A 15,523-nucleotide genomic window follows, 5' to 3' on the forward strand; every position below is an offset into this window, starting at 1 on the left:
TGTGTTTCGTCTGAGAATAGGACGTGAAACATCATTTCACCCTCTAGTGGTCGGTATTAATTTAGACTCGTAATAAGTTTGTTATGTTGTATATGCATACTATGAAGCTGATTGCAGATAGAAAAATTGGAGTGATAAGGTCAACCGAGCTTTTTGATATAGTAGCGGTGCGAGCAATTGTTGAGGCGAATGCTAGAGCTTGATTTTTTTTCGGAATGACGAACGTAAGGTTGTTAAGGGTTTCTACAGTGTGGGGTCTACCTAGTTGTTCTGTAGCTTTTCTATAGGTTAGTTTTATGGCACCGTTAGAATAGTTTTCAACCTCTGTGAATGAAACTCTAAACTTTTTGGGTTTTTCTGTAAGATGTATTTGGCGAAGGTTTAGTGGTGGTAGTGCTTTAATTAAGTAAGAGGGTTGCTTGCCAGTGTTTAGGTATCTTTTTATCTGTTTGTTAATTAATTTATATGTGCTCTTCAGGCGAAGTTGTGCATAATCTTTCTTCATTCTTTTTGTGTCTGTGGTTATCTGGTCGGAGTATATGTATCTCAGGAAAAAATAAATAAGTAGGGTGGATAACGACAGCCAGAGTTTAATTGGGCTTATGTTCCCTATTTTGATGATGCTGAGAAAAGAGCCGGATGGTTCGATTTTGAAATCAAACATAACTATAGAAATAATTATGCAGCATATTAACATTACGTTTCTTCGTAGTTTGTCCGGGCTGTCGTCCATGTTTTTCTCTATGGTTATATTTGATTTTCATATAAGTTATAACAATTTTAGCACGTGGTGGCAATATGTAACTACGGGTGTTCTCATTCAGCTATCGGGGCGCAGAGAGCTGATGCGCATTTGAATATCTATGGAGTCGCCTGACCTGGTCCTGATCCCTTGAGGCGCGCCAAACCTTGCTTTATATGCCCGGCGTTCTCACCAATCGCCTCTAAGGCCCCACGGACGTTTTCGCCTGTCTCTACCGAGCCCTGTTGCTCGAGGCGAAGCGTGAGTTCCATCAAGGCTGCTTCTAGGGCCAACTGATTTTGATACATTCTCTCAAGCATATCTGATAGCGAATATTCATGTGCCATACGAAGGCTCCTGTTCTTTACAACTCAGACTAGCCACCATTTCCAGGGCCTGCACATTTGACGGCTATTTTGGAACCAGAGCTGGGAAAAAGGTAATTTTGGTTAGGAAGGGTGTTAAACCTACTACAGCCCGCGTATTTCCTGGGTTTGACACATTACCCTAAGGGGTAATATTTGGTAATAGCAGAGGTAATATTTGCCGACGTGCCCGGTTTTGCTGGGGATTGAGCACATCAGGAATTACCCGATGAAAAGGTAATTACCTAACCTATGAATTACCAAATTATTACCTTTCTAAATATCGATCAAGCCATTGAAATTAAAGGGGTTTATGCTTTTTTATAAAGTGTATTACCAATATTACCTTTTTCCCATGCCTCAACATAAATCGGAAGACATGCCGTTTTTCAACCCATTCAACCCTCACGCACTAACTTGGTGCAAAACTCATGGGACCGCCATGGGACTGAGAATGCAGTTATTTGGGAGGGGGGGCATCGCTACAGCCCGCGTAAACCGGGTACTTGCATAATGAAAGTTCCTTTTCGGGTAGTTTCGAATCTCTCCTTCACCGCCACATTCGAAACGACAAGACCCCTGAAAACGTAAAAGTTTTCAGGGGTTTTGTGTTTTCAGGGGGCCAAAAAAGCCCATTTGGGAATATCCATGGGAACACGGGCTGCTGGAGTGGCCGTCTTCATTGATCCCAACTTGCTTCATTCCTCGGGCCTGGCGCTGAGACGCAACGTCTCACGTTCTCGTGGCTACCTCGTGCGCCCTGACCTGCAGCGTCTCATCTGAACCCGACTCCCGCCATCCTTGAGTACCCATCCCACCGCTCTAACAAAGGGTTATCCAGGTGTTTTTGCGGATCTGGCACCCACCTTGCTCTAGCTCCAGCACCCAGCCCGACTGGTCAACCAATAATAAAAAGAAGTGCCCGATGTCCTGCTCAATCGACTGGTTTTGGCCGCTGTGCAATAGCACTGTGGCCCCTGCCGGCGGACGGTTGCGGGGCGCCAGGACCAACCGTCTCAAGGAGATGTCGCGATGACCCTTTCGATCAAACCGCAACGCAGCATGCGTGCCGCTGTCTGGCACGGCCGCAACGATATTCGCGTCGAGGACGTTCCGCTGCCGATTTCTCCGCCTGCTGGTTGGGTGCAGATCCGGGTGCAATGGTGCGGGATTTGCGGGTCCGATTTGCATGAGTACGTGGCGGGGCCGGTGTTCATACCGGTTGACGCTCCGCACCCGCTGACCGGGATTAAGGGCCAGTGCATTCTCGGTCATGAGTTTTGTGGCGAGATCGTCGAACTCGGTGACGGCGTGCAGGGCTTCAGTGTCGGCGAGCCGGTGGCGGCCGATGCGTGCCAACATTGCGGCACGTGCTACTACTGCACTCACGGGCTGTACAACATTTGCGAGAACCTGGCGTTCACTGGGTTGATGAACAATGGTGCCTTCGCCGAACTGGTCAATGTGCCAGCCAACCTGCTGTACAAGTTGCCGGCGAACTTTCCGGCTGAAGCAGGGGCACTGATCGAGCCGCTGGCGGTGGGCATGCACGCGGTGAAAAAAGCCGGAAGCCTGCTCGGGCAACACGTGGTGGTGGTCGGTGCCGGCACCATTGGCCTGTGTACCATCATGTGTGCCAAGGCGGCGGGTGCGGCTCAGGTGATCGCTCTGGAAATGTCCGCAGCGCGCAAGGCCAAGGCCCTGGAAGTGGGGGCGACGCATGTGCTCGATCCCAACCAATGCGACGTTCTGGCTGAGGTACGACGCTTGACGGGTGGGCTCGGGGCGGATGTCAGTTTCGAATGCATCGGTAACAAACACACGGCCAAGCTCGCGATCGATTTGATCCGCAAGGCCGGCAAGTGCGTACTGGTGGGGATTTTCGAGGAGCCCAGCGAGTTCAACTTTTTCGAGTTGGTGGCCACGGAAAAGCAGGTACTGGGGGCACTGGCCTACAACGGTGAGTTCGCTGACGTGATCGCTTTTATCGCGGATGGCCGGCTCGACATCACGCCGCTGGTGACTGGGCGCATTCAGTTGGAACAGATCGTGGGTCAGGGCTTCGAGGAGCTGGTCAACAACAAGGAGCACAATGTGAAAATCATCGTGTCACCCGCTCGAGTCTGAAACGAGTGATGGGCGGCCTAATGCATTAAATCCACATTCAAAAAACCAAAACACCGGGCAATGCCCGGTGTTTTTTTATGCGTGCCGCTTTACTGTGCAGTTTTCAGCTTAACCACATCACCCGAAATCTTGGTGGTGTAACCGCTCAGCACCCACGCCCAAAACCATTTTTCCTGGATCTGAGTGTTGATCAGCGCATCGCCGCCTTTTGCCTTGATGGCAGCATCCTGGGCGCGAACGAAACGGCTGTTCTGGCCGATCGGGATGATGCCGAACAGCATGATGCCAGTGGCGCTGGCTTCGCTGTGACCCAGCACGGTGTATTGGCTGCTGTCGTATTGCGGGGATTTGATGGCGGTGCCGGTGCAACCTGCGAGGGCGAGACCAAGAACGGCTGCGGCAACTGCTTTACTGACGTACTTCACGGTGTAACTCCATGGACGAAATATCGAGATCCAATTCTCGAGGGGGCGCTACTCTAATTGCTCGGGCAACATATTGAAATCAATCGCCTGAAGATTTCATGTTCCGATACCTGCCTGTCATCGGGAAAACAGTCAGGAGAACAATGTGAAAGTCATCGTTTCACCCGCTCGACTTACGGCCTCCGTGACAAACCCAAACCTTAATGCCTATGCCGATGATGCACATCCGGAAAGTGCGCATGGCTGTGCTTCATCGGAGTGTGCACATGTACATGGCTATGCGGCATCGTGGGATCCCACTCAAACCCATGTTCATGCTGATGGTGCTCATCATGCACATGCCGATGCCCATGTTCCGTGGCCTCATGCTGATGATCGTGCGAGTGCCGCTCCGTCAGGTGCAGCCACACGCCAACGGCCATCAGCGCCGACGCAATCCAGAATGCCGCCGACACCGACTCACCCAACACCAGCAACGCAATCACTGCACCCAGGAACGGCGCCGTGGAGAAATAAGCCCCCGTACGCGCACTGCCCAGACCGCGTAGCGCCAGCACAAACATAACCAGGCTGATGCCGTAGCCCAGGAGCCCAACCAGCAAGATAGGCGCGAGCTGCGCCGCACCTGGAATCTGTGCCCCCAGATAAAGCGCGAGGCTGCAGTTCACCAGTCCAGCAACCAACCCTTTGGCGCCCGCGATAAATAGCGCGTCAGACGCGGACACCTTGCGCGTCAGGTTGTTATCAATCCCCCAGCACAGGCACGCAACGGCAACCGCAAACGGCCCCGTCCAATCGTGGTCCGTGCCGCCGCCGTCGGACCATGACAACACCACGCCGCCCAACACAATGGCGATCATCCCCAGGACGATACGTCGATCCGCGTTTTCCCTGAACACGAGCCAGGCGATAACGGCGGTCAGCACCGATTCAAGGTTGAGCATCAAGGAGGCGGTCGCTCCGGCAGTGCGTGTCAGGCCAAACATCAACGCAACCGGCCCGAGGATGCCGCCAAACCCAATGGCACCCAGCAACCAGGGCCACTCCGAGGACGTCAGCCCGGAAGGTTTCCAGCCGCGATCACGGATAAGGCGTAAGGCGGCGAGTCCTAGGCCGCTGCCGAGGTATAGCAACCCTGCGAGCAGGATGGGAGAGAGGCCCAGGCCGAGGCTTTTGGCGAGTGGGGTGCTGGCGCCGAAAAGGGCAGCTGCCGCAAGTGCGTAAACAATGCTGAGGTTCATGGGGCGCCTCCGAAAGTCAGGCCCATGGTACGCCGCTCGTTCAGGGTGTCCCTTGCGTGTTCAATAACGGCCCCACCGACCCAAACGGATAGCTGCCCATCCCAATCCGCAACGGTGCTATCGGGCTCGCCGCCGCACCCATCAGCAGTACGTTGTCGATAACAATGGTTTCTCCCGGCGCCCGGTTATCCGCCGCGACAATCAGGTAGTAAGTGCCGCTGTTTTTCACCGTGCCCTTCAACACCTGGCTGATGACTCCCACTATGCCGGTCGCATTGCCAAAGCCTTCCGCCTGCACATTGCTCTGGTCGTCCATCAGGATCAAATAAGGGTTCAGGGCGTATTTGCTGAACCCCAGGCACGCATTGACGCACCAGGAGTTAACGTCGATATGGAAGGGTGTGTCTTTGGTTAAGGCAACGCTGAACAATCGATAGTTCGAGGGTATCCCGTTGATCAGGATGCGCGGCTCGGCGGCGGTGATTTTCCACTGGGGCGGCCGCCAGCCTGGGTCGACCGGCATGGGCACCGCATGGGTGTTATGCATGGCCTCGGCGGGCGTTTGCGCTAACGGCGTGGTGCTGTTTTTGACTTGCTCTTCAAACAGTGTCGCCGGGTTGCTTGCACAGGCGGTGATCAACAAATAGCAGAGTGATAAAAACAGCATCCGCATGAGTACTTCCTTGTAGATAGATGGATAAACGGGACGGATTTGTTTGAGGTTTTACTCTATCGCGGTGTGATGGCAAAGGGCTTACAAATGCTGGTCATGAATTCTAAGACTTGTTAAGGTCGCCGCCTTTCCAACACGCCATTCAGAGGGATCTAAATGCATCCGGTGCTTCGCAAGACATTCGGCGGGCTTTCTGCCCAGTACTACATTCGCAATTTTCTGTTCGGGCTGATTTTTCCCGTGCTGATATATACCGCGCTTACCCACTCGAAAACCGGAGTGTTCACAATGGGTGCTCTGTTTTATTGCGTGGTCAACAGCGTGCTTTACCCCTACGCACGCTTCGTTTACGAAAGCATCATGGATTACATCTTTGGCAACAACGTGTTCTTCGTGAATGCGATTCTGATGCTGACCGTCAAGGTGTTCACCATGGCGATCTGCTGGAGCATGGCTATTTTCATTGCGCCGGTTGGGCTGGCTTACTTGTACTTCCACCACAGCAGTGCGGCGAATCGGGCCTGATTCAGCCCTGCGCAAGGCAGTAGATCTGGTAGCTGGCCAGACTGCGATTACGGTGTGACAGTCAACTATGATGTTGAGTGATGGTCCGTCATCGCAACATAGGTATCTACACATCTTTAGCCATCCCCCGGCGTAGCAGCTGTCGAGCCCCGGCGAGGCTGCGTCAGGGGGGGGGCAGACAGGCAGCAAACGCAGCCTCGCTGGGGCTCGACAGCTGCTACGCACCATCAATACCTATGGTCATCGCAGGCAAGCCAGCGCCTACCTTTGGCCTGCGCTATGTCAGATATGCAGCCACGCCAGGCTGCCCAGCACCACGGCTATGCCACCGGCCGTATACGACAGGCGTTTAAGCCATTCCTTACGCGTCAACAAGGTAATCGCCGCCAACGAAATCGCGATCTGAATCGCAGTCATCGCCTGGGCCCAGCGATGATGCTGGTGCAGCGCCTGATCTGACTTTTCATCCCATTGCTTTGACGTGGCTTCAAGCTTTTCGGCCTGCTTGCGCACGTCGTCCTTCTGGCCCTTGTAGCGCTCGATCTCTTCCTTGTAATGCACCGCGTCCACACCTGGAATGTGCGTGGCGAGTTCAGCGAGGTTTTGTCGGCTGGATTTGGCCTGGTAGTAATTCCACTGGTTGGCGGCTTCGGTCTTGAAGATGGCGGCGTTGTTTTTGTCCATCGCCGCTTCGCTTTCGGTGGAGCCGGCCTGGTAGCTGAGCATGGCGCCAAGGGTGGCCATGAGGGCGGTCATCACGGCGATGCGACTGGCGAAATTGTCCCCGCGGCCGTGGGCATGTTCGGTGGTGTGTTCGATGTGTTTTTCGTGGGGGCTGGGGACTTCGAAGGCTTCGGACATGGCGGCGTCTGTGAAGGGAATGAGGGAGTCTGATTCTTCACCAGCGAAGCTGTCTCAAGCCTGTACGTAACGCCGGATCAACCGCGCATACACCGCGATATTGATCATCAGCACCAGCGCGCCCAGCCCCAACTGGATCTGTGGGGTCAGCCCGGCGGGGTAGATGAGTGTGAGGATGTAATGCTCGATGAACCCACCGCCATAACCGTCCTGCCCGGCGAGATGACGAAACAGGTTTTCCCAACGGGTTAATGGGCAAGGCAGGTGAAACACCTCGACGGCCACGCCCCATGCAGCAGCGGGCAAGTGCAACCACATCACACTACGCCACTTAAGCGCGAGCAGGCCTCCGAACAGAACAAAGAGGATAAAGCACAGGTGAAACAGCACCAGGCTGTCGGCGGCTAGGCGGTAGAGCATCGCGGACACTTCGAAAGGGGAGGTGGATAGTCTAAAGGGTTGCTAGCTGACAAGCGTGGCCGTTATTGTGCTGAATCCTTTTAGTCCTTCCTCCAGGGTTCTGTAGTGATGAATGCACCGCGTAGCGCAGTCGGTCCGATCAAGGCCGTGATTTTCGATATGGACGGGTTGTTGCTGGACACTGAAGGCATCTACACCGAAGTCACGCAGATCATCGCCGAACGCTACGGCCGTACCTACGACTGGAGCATCAAGCAGCACATCATCGGGCGTGGCGCTCAGGATTTGGCCGACTACGTGGTCAAGGCGCTGGATTTGCCGATCACACCGGCCGAGTTTCTCGAGATCCGTGAACCGCTGATGAGCGAGCGCTTCCCCAAGGCCTTGGGCATGCCCGGCGCCGAAGCATTGGTGCGGCATTTGAAGGCACACAATATCCCGATCGCTGTGGGCACCAGTTCGTCGCGCAATTCGTTCGGCCACAAAACCACGTTGCACCGCGAGTGGTTTGGCCTGTTCGACACCATCGTCACCGCTGACGACCCGGAAGTCGGCGCGGCCAAACCTGCGCCGGACATTTTCCTCACCGCTGCCCGCCGCCTGGGCGTCGCGCCCGAGGATTGCCTGGTATTCGAAGATTCGCCCTTCGGCGTGACCGCCGCGAAGGCTGCCCACATGACTGCCATCGCCGTGCCGGATGAAGCCATGGCCGACAGCAAGTACCACCACGCCGACCAGATCATTCGCAAGCTCGCGGATTTCGACCTGGCCGCCTACGGCCTGCCGCCGCTCCCCTGACCAAAACGCGGTCAAAAAAATGTGGGAGCTGGCTTGCCTGCGATAGCGGTGTACCAGTCGATGTATCCAGTGACTGGCACCCTGCTTTCGCGAGCAAGTCGAATCGTCGCACCGCCGCTCCCACATTTGGTTTGCAGTGTTCCAACAATCTAGGCGCTGAAGCCACCATCGATAGTCAAGCTTGCACCGGTGATGTACCCAGCCTCCGGCCCTGCGAGGTAGGCCACAAAGCTGGCAATCTCCTCGACATGCCCATACCTGCCCACCGCCATCAACCCAATCAAGCTCTCGGCAAAATCACTGTTCGCCGGGTTCATATCAGTATCCACCGGCCCAGGCTGCACGTTATTGATGGTAATCCCACGAGGCCCCAGGTCTCGCGCCAACCCTTTGGTCAAACCGACCAGCGCCGCCTTGCTCATTGCATACGGGCCACCCCCGCCAAATGGCATGCGCTCGGCGTTGGTGCTGCCAATGTTGATCACCCGGCCACCTTCACCCATGTGCTTGGCGGCTTCCTGGGTCGCGATAAACACACTGCGTACGTTGATGGCCAAGGTCTGGTCAAAATCTTCCAGCTTGAAGTCTTCCAGCGGCGCGATGGCCAGCACGCCGGCGTTGTTCACCAGGATATCCAGGCTCCCGAAGGCTTCGACAGTGGCGTTGACGGCGTTGCGGATCGCGTCGGCATCGGCGCTGTCGGCATGAATCGCCAGGGCTTTGCCGCCTTCGCTGATCACGCTGTTCTGCAATGCTTCGGCCTTGGCGGCCGAGCTGACGTAGGTAAAGGCAACCGCTGCACCCTGTGCGGCGAGGCGCTTGACGATGGCGGCGCCGATGCCGCGGGAACCGCCTTGAATCAAGGCGACTTTACCGCTGAGGTCTTGTGTGGTCATGTCGATCTCCTAGCTGTTCAAGGCGGGATGCCTTGTTGTTGGAACCGAGTATCGACCTCACCCGTCACTGTCGGTAGACCGTGATTGCTATAGTCTGTGTAAGCCAAAAGTTTAGAGTGGATGGAATGGAAAGCTTTGGCAGTATCGAATGCTTTGTGCGCAGCGCCGAAGGGGGCAGCTTTGCAGAGGCGGCGCGGCACCTGAGCCTGACCCCTGCAGCGGTAGGTAAAAGCGTTGCCAAGCTGGAAGCGCGTCTCGGTGTGCGTCTGTTCCAGCGCAGCACCCGACGCTTGACCCTGACCGAGGCCGGCAAACTGTTTCTCGAAGAAGTCAGCGGTAGCCTCACCACCATCCAGAACGCCGTGGCCAACCTGGCCAGCGCCGAAGGCCGGCCGGTGGGCACGCTCAAGGTCAGCATGGGCCCGGTGTTCGGTAATCGCTATGTGGTGCCGCTGCTGGGAGCGTTCATGCGGCGCTTTCCGGACATCAGCCCGGACTGGCATTTCGATAACCGCCAGGTTGACCTGATCGGACAAGGCTTTGACGCGGCCATCGGCGGTGGCTTTGAGCTGCCCCAGGGCGTCGTGGCCCGTAAGCTCACGCCCGCGCACCGAGTGTTGGTGGCCTCACCGGATTACCTGTCGCAACGACCGCCGGTAGACACGCCTGAAGACTTGGCACGTTGCACGGGAATCCTGATCCGCTCACCACAAACCGGTCGCATCCGCTCCTGGCAGTTGACCAGCAGTGAAAGAGAGCAACGCCCGTTGGTGCTCAAGCCAAGGATGACCATGAGTGACTCCGAAGCCGCCTGCTGCGCCAGCGCCCAGGGCCTGGGCATTGCCTTGGTGAGTATGCCGATGGCTGTGCCGTTCCTCGACAGTGGCGCTGTGGTGCGAGTATTGCCCGACTGGTATGTCGACGACGGCAACATCTCCATTTACTACGCCGAACACAAACTGCTGCCCGGCAAGACCCGGGCGTTTGTGGACTTCATCATTGAGCAGTTCGCCGAGCAGCAACTGAGCCAGCGATTCAGTGCCATTTGATTGCACTCACACACCGCGTCGCGGCCATCGCAGGCAAGCCAGCTCCCACCTTGAAATGCATTCCCCTGTGGGAGCTGGCTTGCCTGCGATGGCCACACCTCGGTCTACCGGCCGAACTGGCCCGGCCAGCCAATGACCTTCTTCGGCCGCGGCGTCGCATACGTCCTGATCTTCGACGTCGACAACCCCAACCGTACCAAGGACTCAGCAATGGTCACCGCTGCAGTCACGCCATCCACCACCGGCACCCCGGTGCGCTGGCGAATCTGCTCATCCAGCCCGGCCATGCCGCCACACCCCAGGCAGATCACCTCGGCCTTGTCCTCGCGGATGGCCAGTTCGGCCTGACGCACGATAGCCTCCATCGCCGCCAACGGGTCTTCTTCCAGCTCCAGCACCGCCATGCCACTGGCCCGCACCGAGGCGCAACGCTGGTACAGACCTGCGAGTTTCAGGCGGTCTTCGATCAGCGGCACAGTACGGTCCAGCGTGGTGACCACCGAATAGGCGTGGCCCAGGAACATCGCGGTGCTGGCGGCGGCTTCGGTGATGTCCACCACCGGCACGTTGAGCAACTCCTGCAAACCTTCGCGGCCGTGTTCGCCGTAGCCGGCCTGGATCACCGCGTCGAACGGCTGGTCGTAGGCCATCACCCGGTCCATCACCGCGATGGCCGCCAGGTAGCTTTCAAAATTGCCCTCTACCGACTCCGCGCCGAAGTAGGGCGTGAGCCCGACAATCTCGGTGCCCGGCGCGGCCACGGCTCGTGCCTGCTGGGCGATGGTTTCAGTGATGGATTCGGTGGTGTTGACGTTGACCACGAGGATACGCATGGAATGTCCTTGATTAGTGACTGACGTTATCGACTGCAATGCTTTCGCCGCTGACATCGGCGTAGAACGGCTGGCGCTTGGCGATCAGCCCATACAGCAGCGCTGCAATACCGGCGCCAAACATCCAGGAAAACGGTGAGACGCTGGCGAAACCGGGCAGCAGGGCCAGGAGAATGGCGATCACTGCCGCAGGAACAAACGCCGCCACCGCACGTAAATTGACCCCGTGGCTGTAGTAATAAACACCACGGGGGTCTTCGCTATACAACTGCGGCACATCCACCTGGCTTTTACGGATCAACCAGTAATCGACCATGATCACCCCGTACAACGGCCCCAGCAGTGCGCCCAAGCCAGACAGGAAATACACGATCACCAGCGGGCTGTTGTAGAGATTCCACGGCAGGATCAATACGGCCACGGTGGCGCTGATCAACCCGGCGCGACGGAAGTTCAGGTACTTGGGCGCCAGGTTGCTCAGCACAAAGGCGGGCGCGACAAAGTTGGCCATGATGTTCACCGCCACGGTGACGATCAGGAACGCCAGGCAACCGAGTACCAGAAACACGGTATCAGGGATGGCTGCGATGATCTCGGTCGGGCTTTCGATCACCCGGCCATTGAGCTGGAATTGCCCGCCGCACAGCAGCACCGTGATTGCGGCGAACACCAGGATATTCACCGGCAGGCCCCAGAAGTTGCCGACCTGGATGGTCTTGCGGCATGGCGAGGAGCGGGCGAAGTCGCAGAAGTTGAGAATCAACGTGCCGTAGATCGACAGCCACAGCGCGCCGCCGGCAAAGATATTGCGCCACATCTCGCCACCGCTCAGCGGTTCACGGATCGACCAGGCGATGTTGCCGCCAGTTTGGAAATACATCCAACCGGCCAGTGAAGCCACCGTCAGCAGAATCACCGGCCCGGCGAAGCCTTCATAGCGGCGCACCATTTCCATGCCGTAGGCCAGGATCACCAGCTGCACCAGCCAGATCGCCACAAAACACGCCCAGCCGAGGGAGGACAGACCGAGGATAGAGTTGTGGTCATAGTCGGCAAAGCCTGGATGAATCGCCGTCAGCAATACGCGGAAAACCACGGAGGCCAGGTAGGTCTGGATACCAAACCAGGCAATCGCTATCACCGCGCGGATCAACGCCGGAATCTGTGCGCCATGAATGCCGAAACTGATGCGGCTGATCACTGGAAACGGTACGCCGGTCTTCTGCCCCATATAGCCCGACAAGTTCATGAAGAAGTACACCAGCGCCGCACCGATGCCGAGGGACAACAAGATCTGCCAGCCGCCCAGGCCCAATGCATACAAGCCAATGGCGAACGAATAGTTGGCGATGTTGTGTACGTCGTTGGTCCATAACGCAAAGATGCTGTAGCGCCCCCAACGCCGGCCTTCGACCTTGGTGGGCGCCAGGTCCTTGTTATGCAGGCGCGGGCTGAGTAACAGCGGGCCCGGCCGTGTGGCCTCGGGGTTCAGGGAGGAGGGCGGATCCAGTGCGATGTTATTCGAGAGGCTAGTACGCATTCCGGCAGGCTCCAGCACATCAGCAGTCGGGCCGCGGATGGCAAAGTGTATGTAGGTTTTGTATTTATTGTATACAAAGCGTATTTCACCTTAAGCCACATGCGTGCCAGTTTTCGATCTATGAAAACGGCGGATAATTTCCTTTTTGTAGAATTTTGAAATAACTAGCTGAATTAAAAGCGATATAAATTGACCGTTTGAACAGCTATTTATTTTTCTGTGGGAAAGCGACGGATCGCGATGGGAAACAGAGGGCGAGTAGAGGTGTTACGTTATGGTGCGGATCAAGGAGGATCGCACACATATATGGCACCGATGGTTACATCTTTGTGTACATTTTAGGGGTCAACACAAAACAAATGTGGGAGCGGGCTTGCTCGCGAATGCAGTGTGTCATTCACCGAATAAGTGACTGATACACTGCATTCGCGAGCAAGCCCGCTCCCACATTTTCATATCGCGCCAGGCATCAAGCCTTACTGATGATATTCCCCGCATGCAACCCACATTCCTTCTGCGTAGCCTCTTCCCACCACCAACGCCCCTCGCGTTCATGCTGGTTCGGCAACACCGGACGCGTGCAAGGTTCGCAGCCAATGCTGATGAAACCACGCTCATGCAAGCTGTTATACGGCAGCTCCAGCATGCGGATGTAACCCCAAACCTCCTCACTGGTCATTTGCGCCAGCGGGTTGAACTTGTACAAGGTGCGCTCCGGCGTAGAGAACGCCGTGTCGATTTCCAGTGCCGCCACCTGGCTCCGTGTACCCGGGCTCTGGTCGCGGCGCTGGCCGGTGGCCCAGGCATTTACGCCGGAGAGCTTGCGACGCAGCGGCTCGATCTTGCGCACGCCGCAGCATTCGCCATGGCCGTCCTTGTAAAAGCTGAACAGGCCCTTCTCTTTAACGAAGGGCTCCAGCTTGCTCTGGTCCGGTGAAATCAACTCGATGTCGATCTTGTAGAAGTCGCGCACCTGCTCGATAAACCGGTAGGTCTCCGGGTGCAGGCGGCCGGTGTCGAGGCTGAACACCTTGACGTTCTTGTTCAGCTTCCAGGCCATGTCTACCAGCACCACGTCCTCGGCGCCGCTGAAGGAGATCCACAGGTCATCACCGAACTGGCTGAACGCCAGCTTGAGAATGTCCTGCGCAGACTTGTTGGCGTAAGTCGTGGCGAGTTCAACGACGTCGAAGGCTTGGTTCATCAGGACGGTTTCCTACAGGTCAGTGGCGCTGAGCGCTCTATAGGGGAGCGATGGTATCAAAATCCGCCCTGCGTTGCGGCGGCGAGCGTGAGTCGCTAGAGTTCGGCAGTCCTTTTGCCCGCTCAATCAACAACATCTAAATGGGAGTGTCTTGTGGAAATTGCCTGCCTTGACCTGGAAGGGGTACTGGTTCCGGAAATCTGGATCGCCTTCGCCGAAAAAACCGGTATTGAATCCCTGCGGGCCACCACCCGGGACATTCCCGACTACGACGTGCTGATGAAGCAACGCCTGCGCATCCTCGACGAACACGGGCTCAAGCTCGCCGACATCCAGGAAGTGATCGCCACCCTCAAGCCGCTGGACGGCGCTATCGAGTTCGTCAACTGGCTGCGCGAGCGCTTCCAGGTGGTGATCCTGTCAGACACCTTCTACGAGTTCTCCCAGCCGCTGATGCGCCAACTGGGTTTCCCGACCCTGCTCTGCCACCGCCTCATCACCGACGAAACCGACCGCGTGGTGAGTTATCAACTGCGCCAGAAAGACCCCAAGCGCCAGTCGGTATTGGCCTTCAAGAGCCTGTACTACCGCGTGATCGCCGCCGGCGATTCCTACAACGACACCACCATGCTGGGCGAGGCCGACCGTGGGATCTTGTTCCATGCGCCGGAGAACGTGATTCGCGAGTTCCCGCAGTTTCCGGCGGTGCATACGTTTGAGGACTTGAAGAAAGAGTTCATCAAGGCCTCGAATCGGCAGTTGAGCTTGTAGGTCCTTCAGCGCGGCTGATGGCCTCTTCGCAGGCAAGCCAGCTCCCACATTTGAATGATGTGAACCCGATCAAATGTGGGAGCCGGGCTTGCCCGCGATGGGCATAGGTATCTACACATTTTCAATGTGAAATTGCGTAGCAGAGGGCTCCCTCAAGATGTGTGGATACTTATGCCGCGATGAGGCCAGCACGTTCACCGCCTAAACCCCTGCCAGCAAGCTCTCATAAGGAATGCGCAACCCCTCGTGCAAGCGCTTGATCATCGACAAGCTGAGCTTGCGCTTGTGGTTCAACACCTCTGACACCCGCCCACTGGTGCCGATAAAGGGTTCCAGATCGCGGGCGGTCATGCCCAGTTGCTCCATGCGAAATTTGATCGCCTCCACCGGGTCCGAAGGGGGCATTGGATAATGTTCGGCCTCATATTTTTCGATGAGTATTGCGAGGACTTCCAGCTCGTCACCTTCGGGTGAGCCGACTTCCGCTCCCCATATTTGCTCCACACGAGCGAGGGCTGCAGTTAGATCCTCTTGGGAATGAATCGGTTTGATGTTCATCACACGGTCTCCGCGTTGATCTGATCGTACTGCGCGTGAGTTCCTACGAAGCGTATGAACCCAAGCTGTCGCTGATAATCGATCGCCATGATTACTCGGTACTTGTTGCCACCGACGTTGAAGACAACCCTGCCACTTTTAAGAATGCTTGCTGTTCTAAGCTCTGCTTTGAGCGCTTGCGGCGTTGGGTACGTTGCTTTCTCCATATGGCGATACAGCTCGACCAGGGGTGTTTTTGCGTCGGAATAGGCGCAGTGGCTTTCCCAAAATATGCGTAGGGTGGAGAGAGCGATTATCCGCATCGCTGAAACCTCCCAATTTGGGAGATGATAGGTGCGGTTGGTTTGAGATGCAATCTCGGAAATAATTTCTGACGAGTAAGCAGTCGTTTCATGTGATCCCTCACAGACGGCCAGTGGACGGTCGGGGCTGGACGCTATCTACCAGCGCAAACTCCGTCCATAGACGTTCTGATTCAGGCTTTTTCCTGCCGAC

17 protein-coding genes are annotated in these 15,523 nt (G+C 56.4%); 5 read left to right on the forward strand and 12 right to left on the reverse strand.

Annotation, left to right across the window (positions count from 1 at the left end; all coding sequences use genetic code 11):
- Positions 1–861: 861 nt before the first annotated feature.
- Complete coding sequence (locus JBO08_RS15390) at positions 862–1,089, reverse strand: hypothetical protein (RefSeq protein WP_220074818.1); 228 nt, start codon at positions 1,087–1,089, stop codon at positions 862–864.
- A 1,080-nt stretch (positions 1,090–2,169) separates the two neighbouring features.
- Here JBO08_RS15390 and JBO08_RS15395 point away from each other — a divergent pair.
- Positions 2,170–3,234, forward strand: a complete 1,065-nt coding sequence (locus JBO08_RS15395) for a 2,3-butanediol dehydrogenase (RefSeq protein WP_225930709.1) — start codon at positions 2,170–2,172, stop codon at positions 3,232–3,234.
- An 89-nt stretch (positions 3,235–3,323) separates the two neighbouring features.
- On the opposite strand, the gene JBO08_RS15400 is transcribed toward JBO08_RS15395, so the two are convergent.
- The 3 genes from JBO08_RS15400 to JBO08_RS15410 form a co-directional block, all read right to left on the reverse strand.
- On the reverse strand, positions 3,324–3,659 hold the full coding sequence (locus JBO08_RS15400; RefSeq protein WP_065881300.1) for a hypothetical protein: 336 nt from the start codon (positions 3,657–3,659) through the stop codon (positions 3,324–3,326).
- Positions 3,660–3,859: 200 nt separating this feature from the next.
- Positions 3,860–4,900 carry a DMT family transporter gene (locus JBO08_RS15405; RefSeq protein ID WP_065881298.1) on the reverse strand — a complete coding sequence of 347 codons (1,041 nt, stop codon included), beginning with the start codon at positions 4,898–4,900 and terminating at the stop codon, positions 3,860–3,862.
- A gap of 40 nt (positions 4,901–4,940) precedes the next feature.
- Complete coding sequence (locus tag JBO08_RS15410) at positions 4,941–5,573, reverse strand: hypothetical protein (RefSeq protein ID WP_220074817.1); 633 nt, start codon at positions 5,571–5,573, stop codon at positions 4,941–4,943.
- A gap of 288 nt (positions 5,574–5,861) precedes the next feature.
- Between JBO08_RS15410 and JBO08_RS28305 the strand changes: the two genes are divergently transcribed.
- Positions 5,862–6,098 carry a hypothetical protein gene (locus tag JBO08_RS28305; RefSeq protein ID WP_309304240.1) on the forward strand — a complete coding sequence of 79 codons (237 nt, stop codon included), beginning with the start codon at positions 5,862–5,864 and terminating at the stop codon, positions 6,096–6,098.
- Positions 6,099–6,380: 282 nt separating this feature from the next.
- Here JBO08_RS28305 and JBO08_RS15420 read toward each other — a convergent pair whose 3' ends face one another.
- Together JBO08_RS15420 and JBO08_RS15425 are read right to left on the reverse strand one after the other, a co-directional pair.
- On the reverse strand, positions 6,381–6,959 hold the full coding sequence (locus JBO08_RS15420) for a DUF4337 domain-containing protein (RefSeq protein WP_220074816.1): 579 nt from the start codon (positions 6,957–6,959) through the stop codon (positions 6,381–6,383).
- 54 nt (positions 6,960–7,013) lie between these two features.
- Positions 7,014–7,379: a DUF2784 domain-containing protein gene (locus JBO08_RS15425; RefSeq protein ID WP_065873915.1), complete on the reverse strand. Its 366-nt coding sequence runs from the start codon at positions 7,377–7,379 to the stop codon at positions 7,014–7,016.
- A 108-nt stretch (positions 7,380–7,487) separates the two neighbouring features.
- On the opposite strand from JBO08_RS15425, the gene JBO08_RS15430 reads away from it, so the two are divergent.
- A complete protein-coding gene (locus JBO08_RS15430; RefSeq protein ID WP_065873914.1) occupies positions 7,488–8,177 on the forward strand; it encodes an HAD-IA family hydrolase in 690 nt (229 codons plus the stop codon).
- A 149-nt stretch (positions 8,178–8,326) separates the two neighbouring features.
- Here the strand turns inward: JBO08_RS15430 and JBO08_RS15435 are convergent, their stop codons facing one another.
- Positions 8,327–9,073 (reverse strand): 3-oxoacyl-ACP reductase family protein, encoded by a 747-nt coding sequence (locus JBO08_RS15435; RefSeq protein WP_065946250.1) that lies wholly within the window; start codon positions 9,071–9,073, stop codon positions 8,327–8,329.
- A gap of 125 nt (positions 9,074–9,198) precedes the next feature.
- Between JBO08_RS15435 and JBO08_RS15440 the strand changes: the two genes are divergently transcribed.
- A complete protein-coding gene (locus JBO08_RS15440; protein WP_065889830.1) occupies positions 9,199–10,122 on the forward strand; it encodes a LysR family transcriptional regulator in 924 nt (307 codons plus the stop codon).
- A gap of 104 nt (positions 10,123–10,226) precedes the next feature.
- On the opposite strand, the gene JBO08_RS15445 is transcribed toward JBO08_RS15440, so the two are convergent.
- The 3 genes from JBO08_RS15445 to JBO08_RS15455 all read right to left on the reverse strand — a co-directional run bounded on the left by JBO08_RS15445 (position 10,227) and on the right by JBO08_RS15455 (position 13,699).
- On the reverse strand, positions 10,227–10,955 hold the full coding sequence (locus tag JBO08_RS15445; RefSeq protein WP_065873911.1) for an aspartate/glutamate racemase family protein: 729 nt from the start codon (positions 10,953–10,955) through the stop codon (positions 10,227–10,229).
- 13 nt (positions 10,956–10,968) lie between these two features.
- Positions 10,969–12,495: an NCS1 family nucleobase:cation symporter-1 gene (locus tag JBO08_RS15450; protein WP_220074815.1), complete on the reverse strand. Its 1,527-nt coding sequence runs from the start codon at positions 12,493–12,495 to the stop codon at positions 10,969–10,971.
- Between the two features lie 469 nt (positions 12,496–12,964).
- Positions 12,965–13,699 carry a phosphoadenylyl-sulfate reductase gene (locus tag JBO08_RS15455; protein ID WP_065873909.1) on the reverse strand — a complete coding sequence of 245 codons (735 nt, stop codon included), beginning with the start codon at positions 13,697–13,699 and terminating at the stop codon, positions 12,965–12,967.
- 153 nt (positions 13,700–13,852) lie between these two features.
- Here JBO08_RS15455 and thrH point away from each other — a divergent pair, with 153 nt between their 5' ends.
- On the forward strand, positions 13,853–14,470 hold the full coding sequence (gene thrH / locus JBO08_RS15460; protein WP_049711978.1) for a bifunctional phosphoserine phosphatase/homoserine phosphotransferase ThrH: 618 nt from the start codon (positions 13,853–13,855) through the stop codon (positions 14,468–14,470).
- A 201-nt stretch (positions 14,471–14,671) separates the two neighbouring features.
- Here thrH and JBO08_RS15465 read toward each other — a convergent pair whose 3' ends face one another.
- On the reverse strand, positions 14,672–15,028 hold the full coding sequence (locus JBO08_RS15465) for a type II toxin-antitoxin system HigA family antitoxin (RefSeq protein ID WP_065881286.1): 357 nt from the start codon (positions 15,026–15,028) through the stop codon (positions 14,672–14,674).
- Complete coding sequence (locus tag JBO08_RS15470) at positions 15,028–15,330, reverse strand: type II toxin-antitoxin system HigB family toxin (RefSeq protein ID WP_065873908.1); 303 nt, start codon at positions 15,328–15,330, stop codon at positions 15,028–15,030. The genes JBO08_RS15465 and JBO08_RS15470 overlap by 1 nt, the downstream gene beginning before the upstream one ends.
- Positions 15,331–15,523 lie beyond the last annotated feature (193 nt).

The organism is Pseudomonas sp. LAP_36, assembly GCF_019456785.1.
GTDB classification, from domain to species: domain Bacteria; phylum Pseudomonadota; class Gammaproteobacteria; order Pseudomonadales; family Pseudomonadaceae; genus Aquipseudomonas; species Aquipseudomonas tritici.

What these genes read in the sequence shown, in the direction of transcription:
- JBO08_RS15390 (WP_220074818.1), bottom strand. Translation starts at nt 1,089, where the DNA reads ATGGCACATGAATATTCGCTATCAGATATGCTTGAGAGAATGTATCAA.
- JBO08_RS15395 (WP_225930709.1), top strand. Translation starts at nt 2,170, where the DNA reads ATGCGTGCCGCTGTCTGGCACGGCCGCAACGATATTCGCGTCGAGGAC.
- JBO08_RS15405 (WP_065881298.1), bottom strand. Translation starts at nt 4,900, where the DNA reads ATGAACCTCAGCATTGTTTACGCACTTGCGGCAGCTGCCCTTTTCGGC.
- JBO08_RS15410 (WP_220074817.1), bottom strand. Translation starts at nt 5,573, where the DNA reads ATGCGGATGCTGTTTTTATCACTCTGCTATTTGTTGATCACCGCCTGT.
- JBO08_RS28305 (WP_309304240.1), top strand. Translation starts at nt 5,862, where the DNA reads ATGGGTGCTCTGTTTTATTGCGTGGTCAACAGCGTGCTTTACCCCTAC.
- JBO08_RS15420 (WP_220074816.1), bottom strand. Translation starts at nt 6,959, where the DNA reads ATGTCCGAAGCCTTCGAAGTCCCCAGCCCCCACGAAAAACACATCGAA.
- JBO08_RS15425 (WP_065873915.1), bottom strand. Translation starts at nt 7,379, where the DNA reads ATGCTCTACCGCCTAGCCGCCGACAGCCTGGTGCTGTTTCACCTGTGC.
- JBO08_RS15430 (WP_065873914.1), top strand. Translation starts at nt 7,488, where the DNA reads ATGAATGCACCGCGTAGCGCAGTCGGTCCGATCAAGGCCGTGATTTTC.
- JBO08_RS15435 (WP_065946250.1), bottom strand. Translation starts at nt 9,073, where the DNA reads ATGACCACACAAGACCTCAGCGGTAAAGTCGCCTTGATTCAAGGCGGT.
- JBO08_RS15440 (WP_065889830.1), top strand. Translation starts at nt 9,199, where the DNA reads ATGGAAAGCTTTGGCAGTATCGAATGCTTTGTGCGCAGCGCCGAAGGG.
- JBO08_RS15445 (WP_065873911.1), bottom strand. Translation starts at nt 10,955, where the DNA reads ATGCGTATCCTCGTGGTCAACGTCAACACCACCGAATCCATCACTGAA.
- JBO08_RS15450 (WP_220074815.1), bottom strand. Translation starts at nt 12,495, where the DNA reads ATGCGTACTAGCCTCTCGAATAACATCGCACTGGATCCGCCCTCCTCC.
- JBO08_RS15455 (WP_065873909.1), bottom strand. Translation starts at nt 13,699, where the DNA reads ATGAACCAAGCCTTCGACGTCGTTGAACTCGCCACGACTTACGCCAAC.
- JBO08_RS15465 (WP_065881286.1), bottom strand. Translation starts at nt 15,028, where the DNA reads ATGAACATCAAACCGATTCATTCCCAAGAGGATCTAACTGCAGCCCTC.
- JBO08_RS15470 (WP_065873908.1), bottom strand. Translation starts at nt 15,330, where the DNA reads ATGCGGATAATCGCTCTCTCCACCCTACGCATATTTTGGGAAAGCCAC.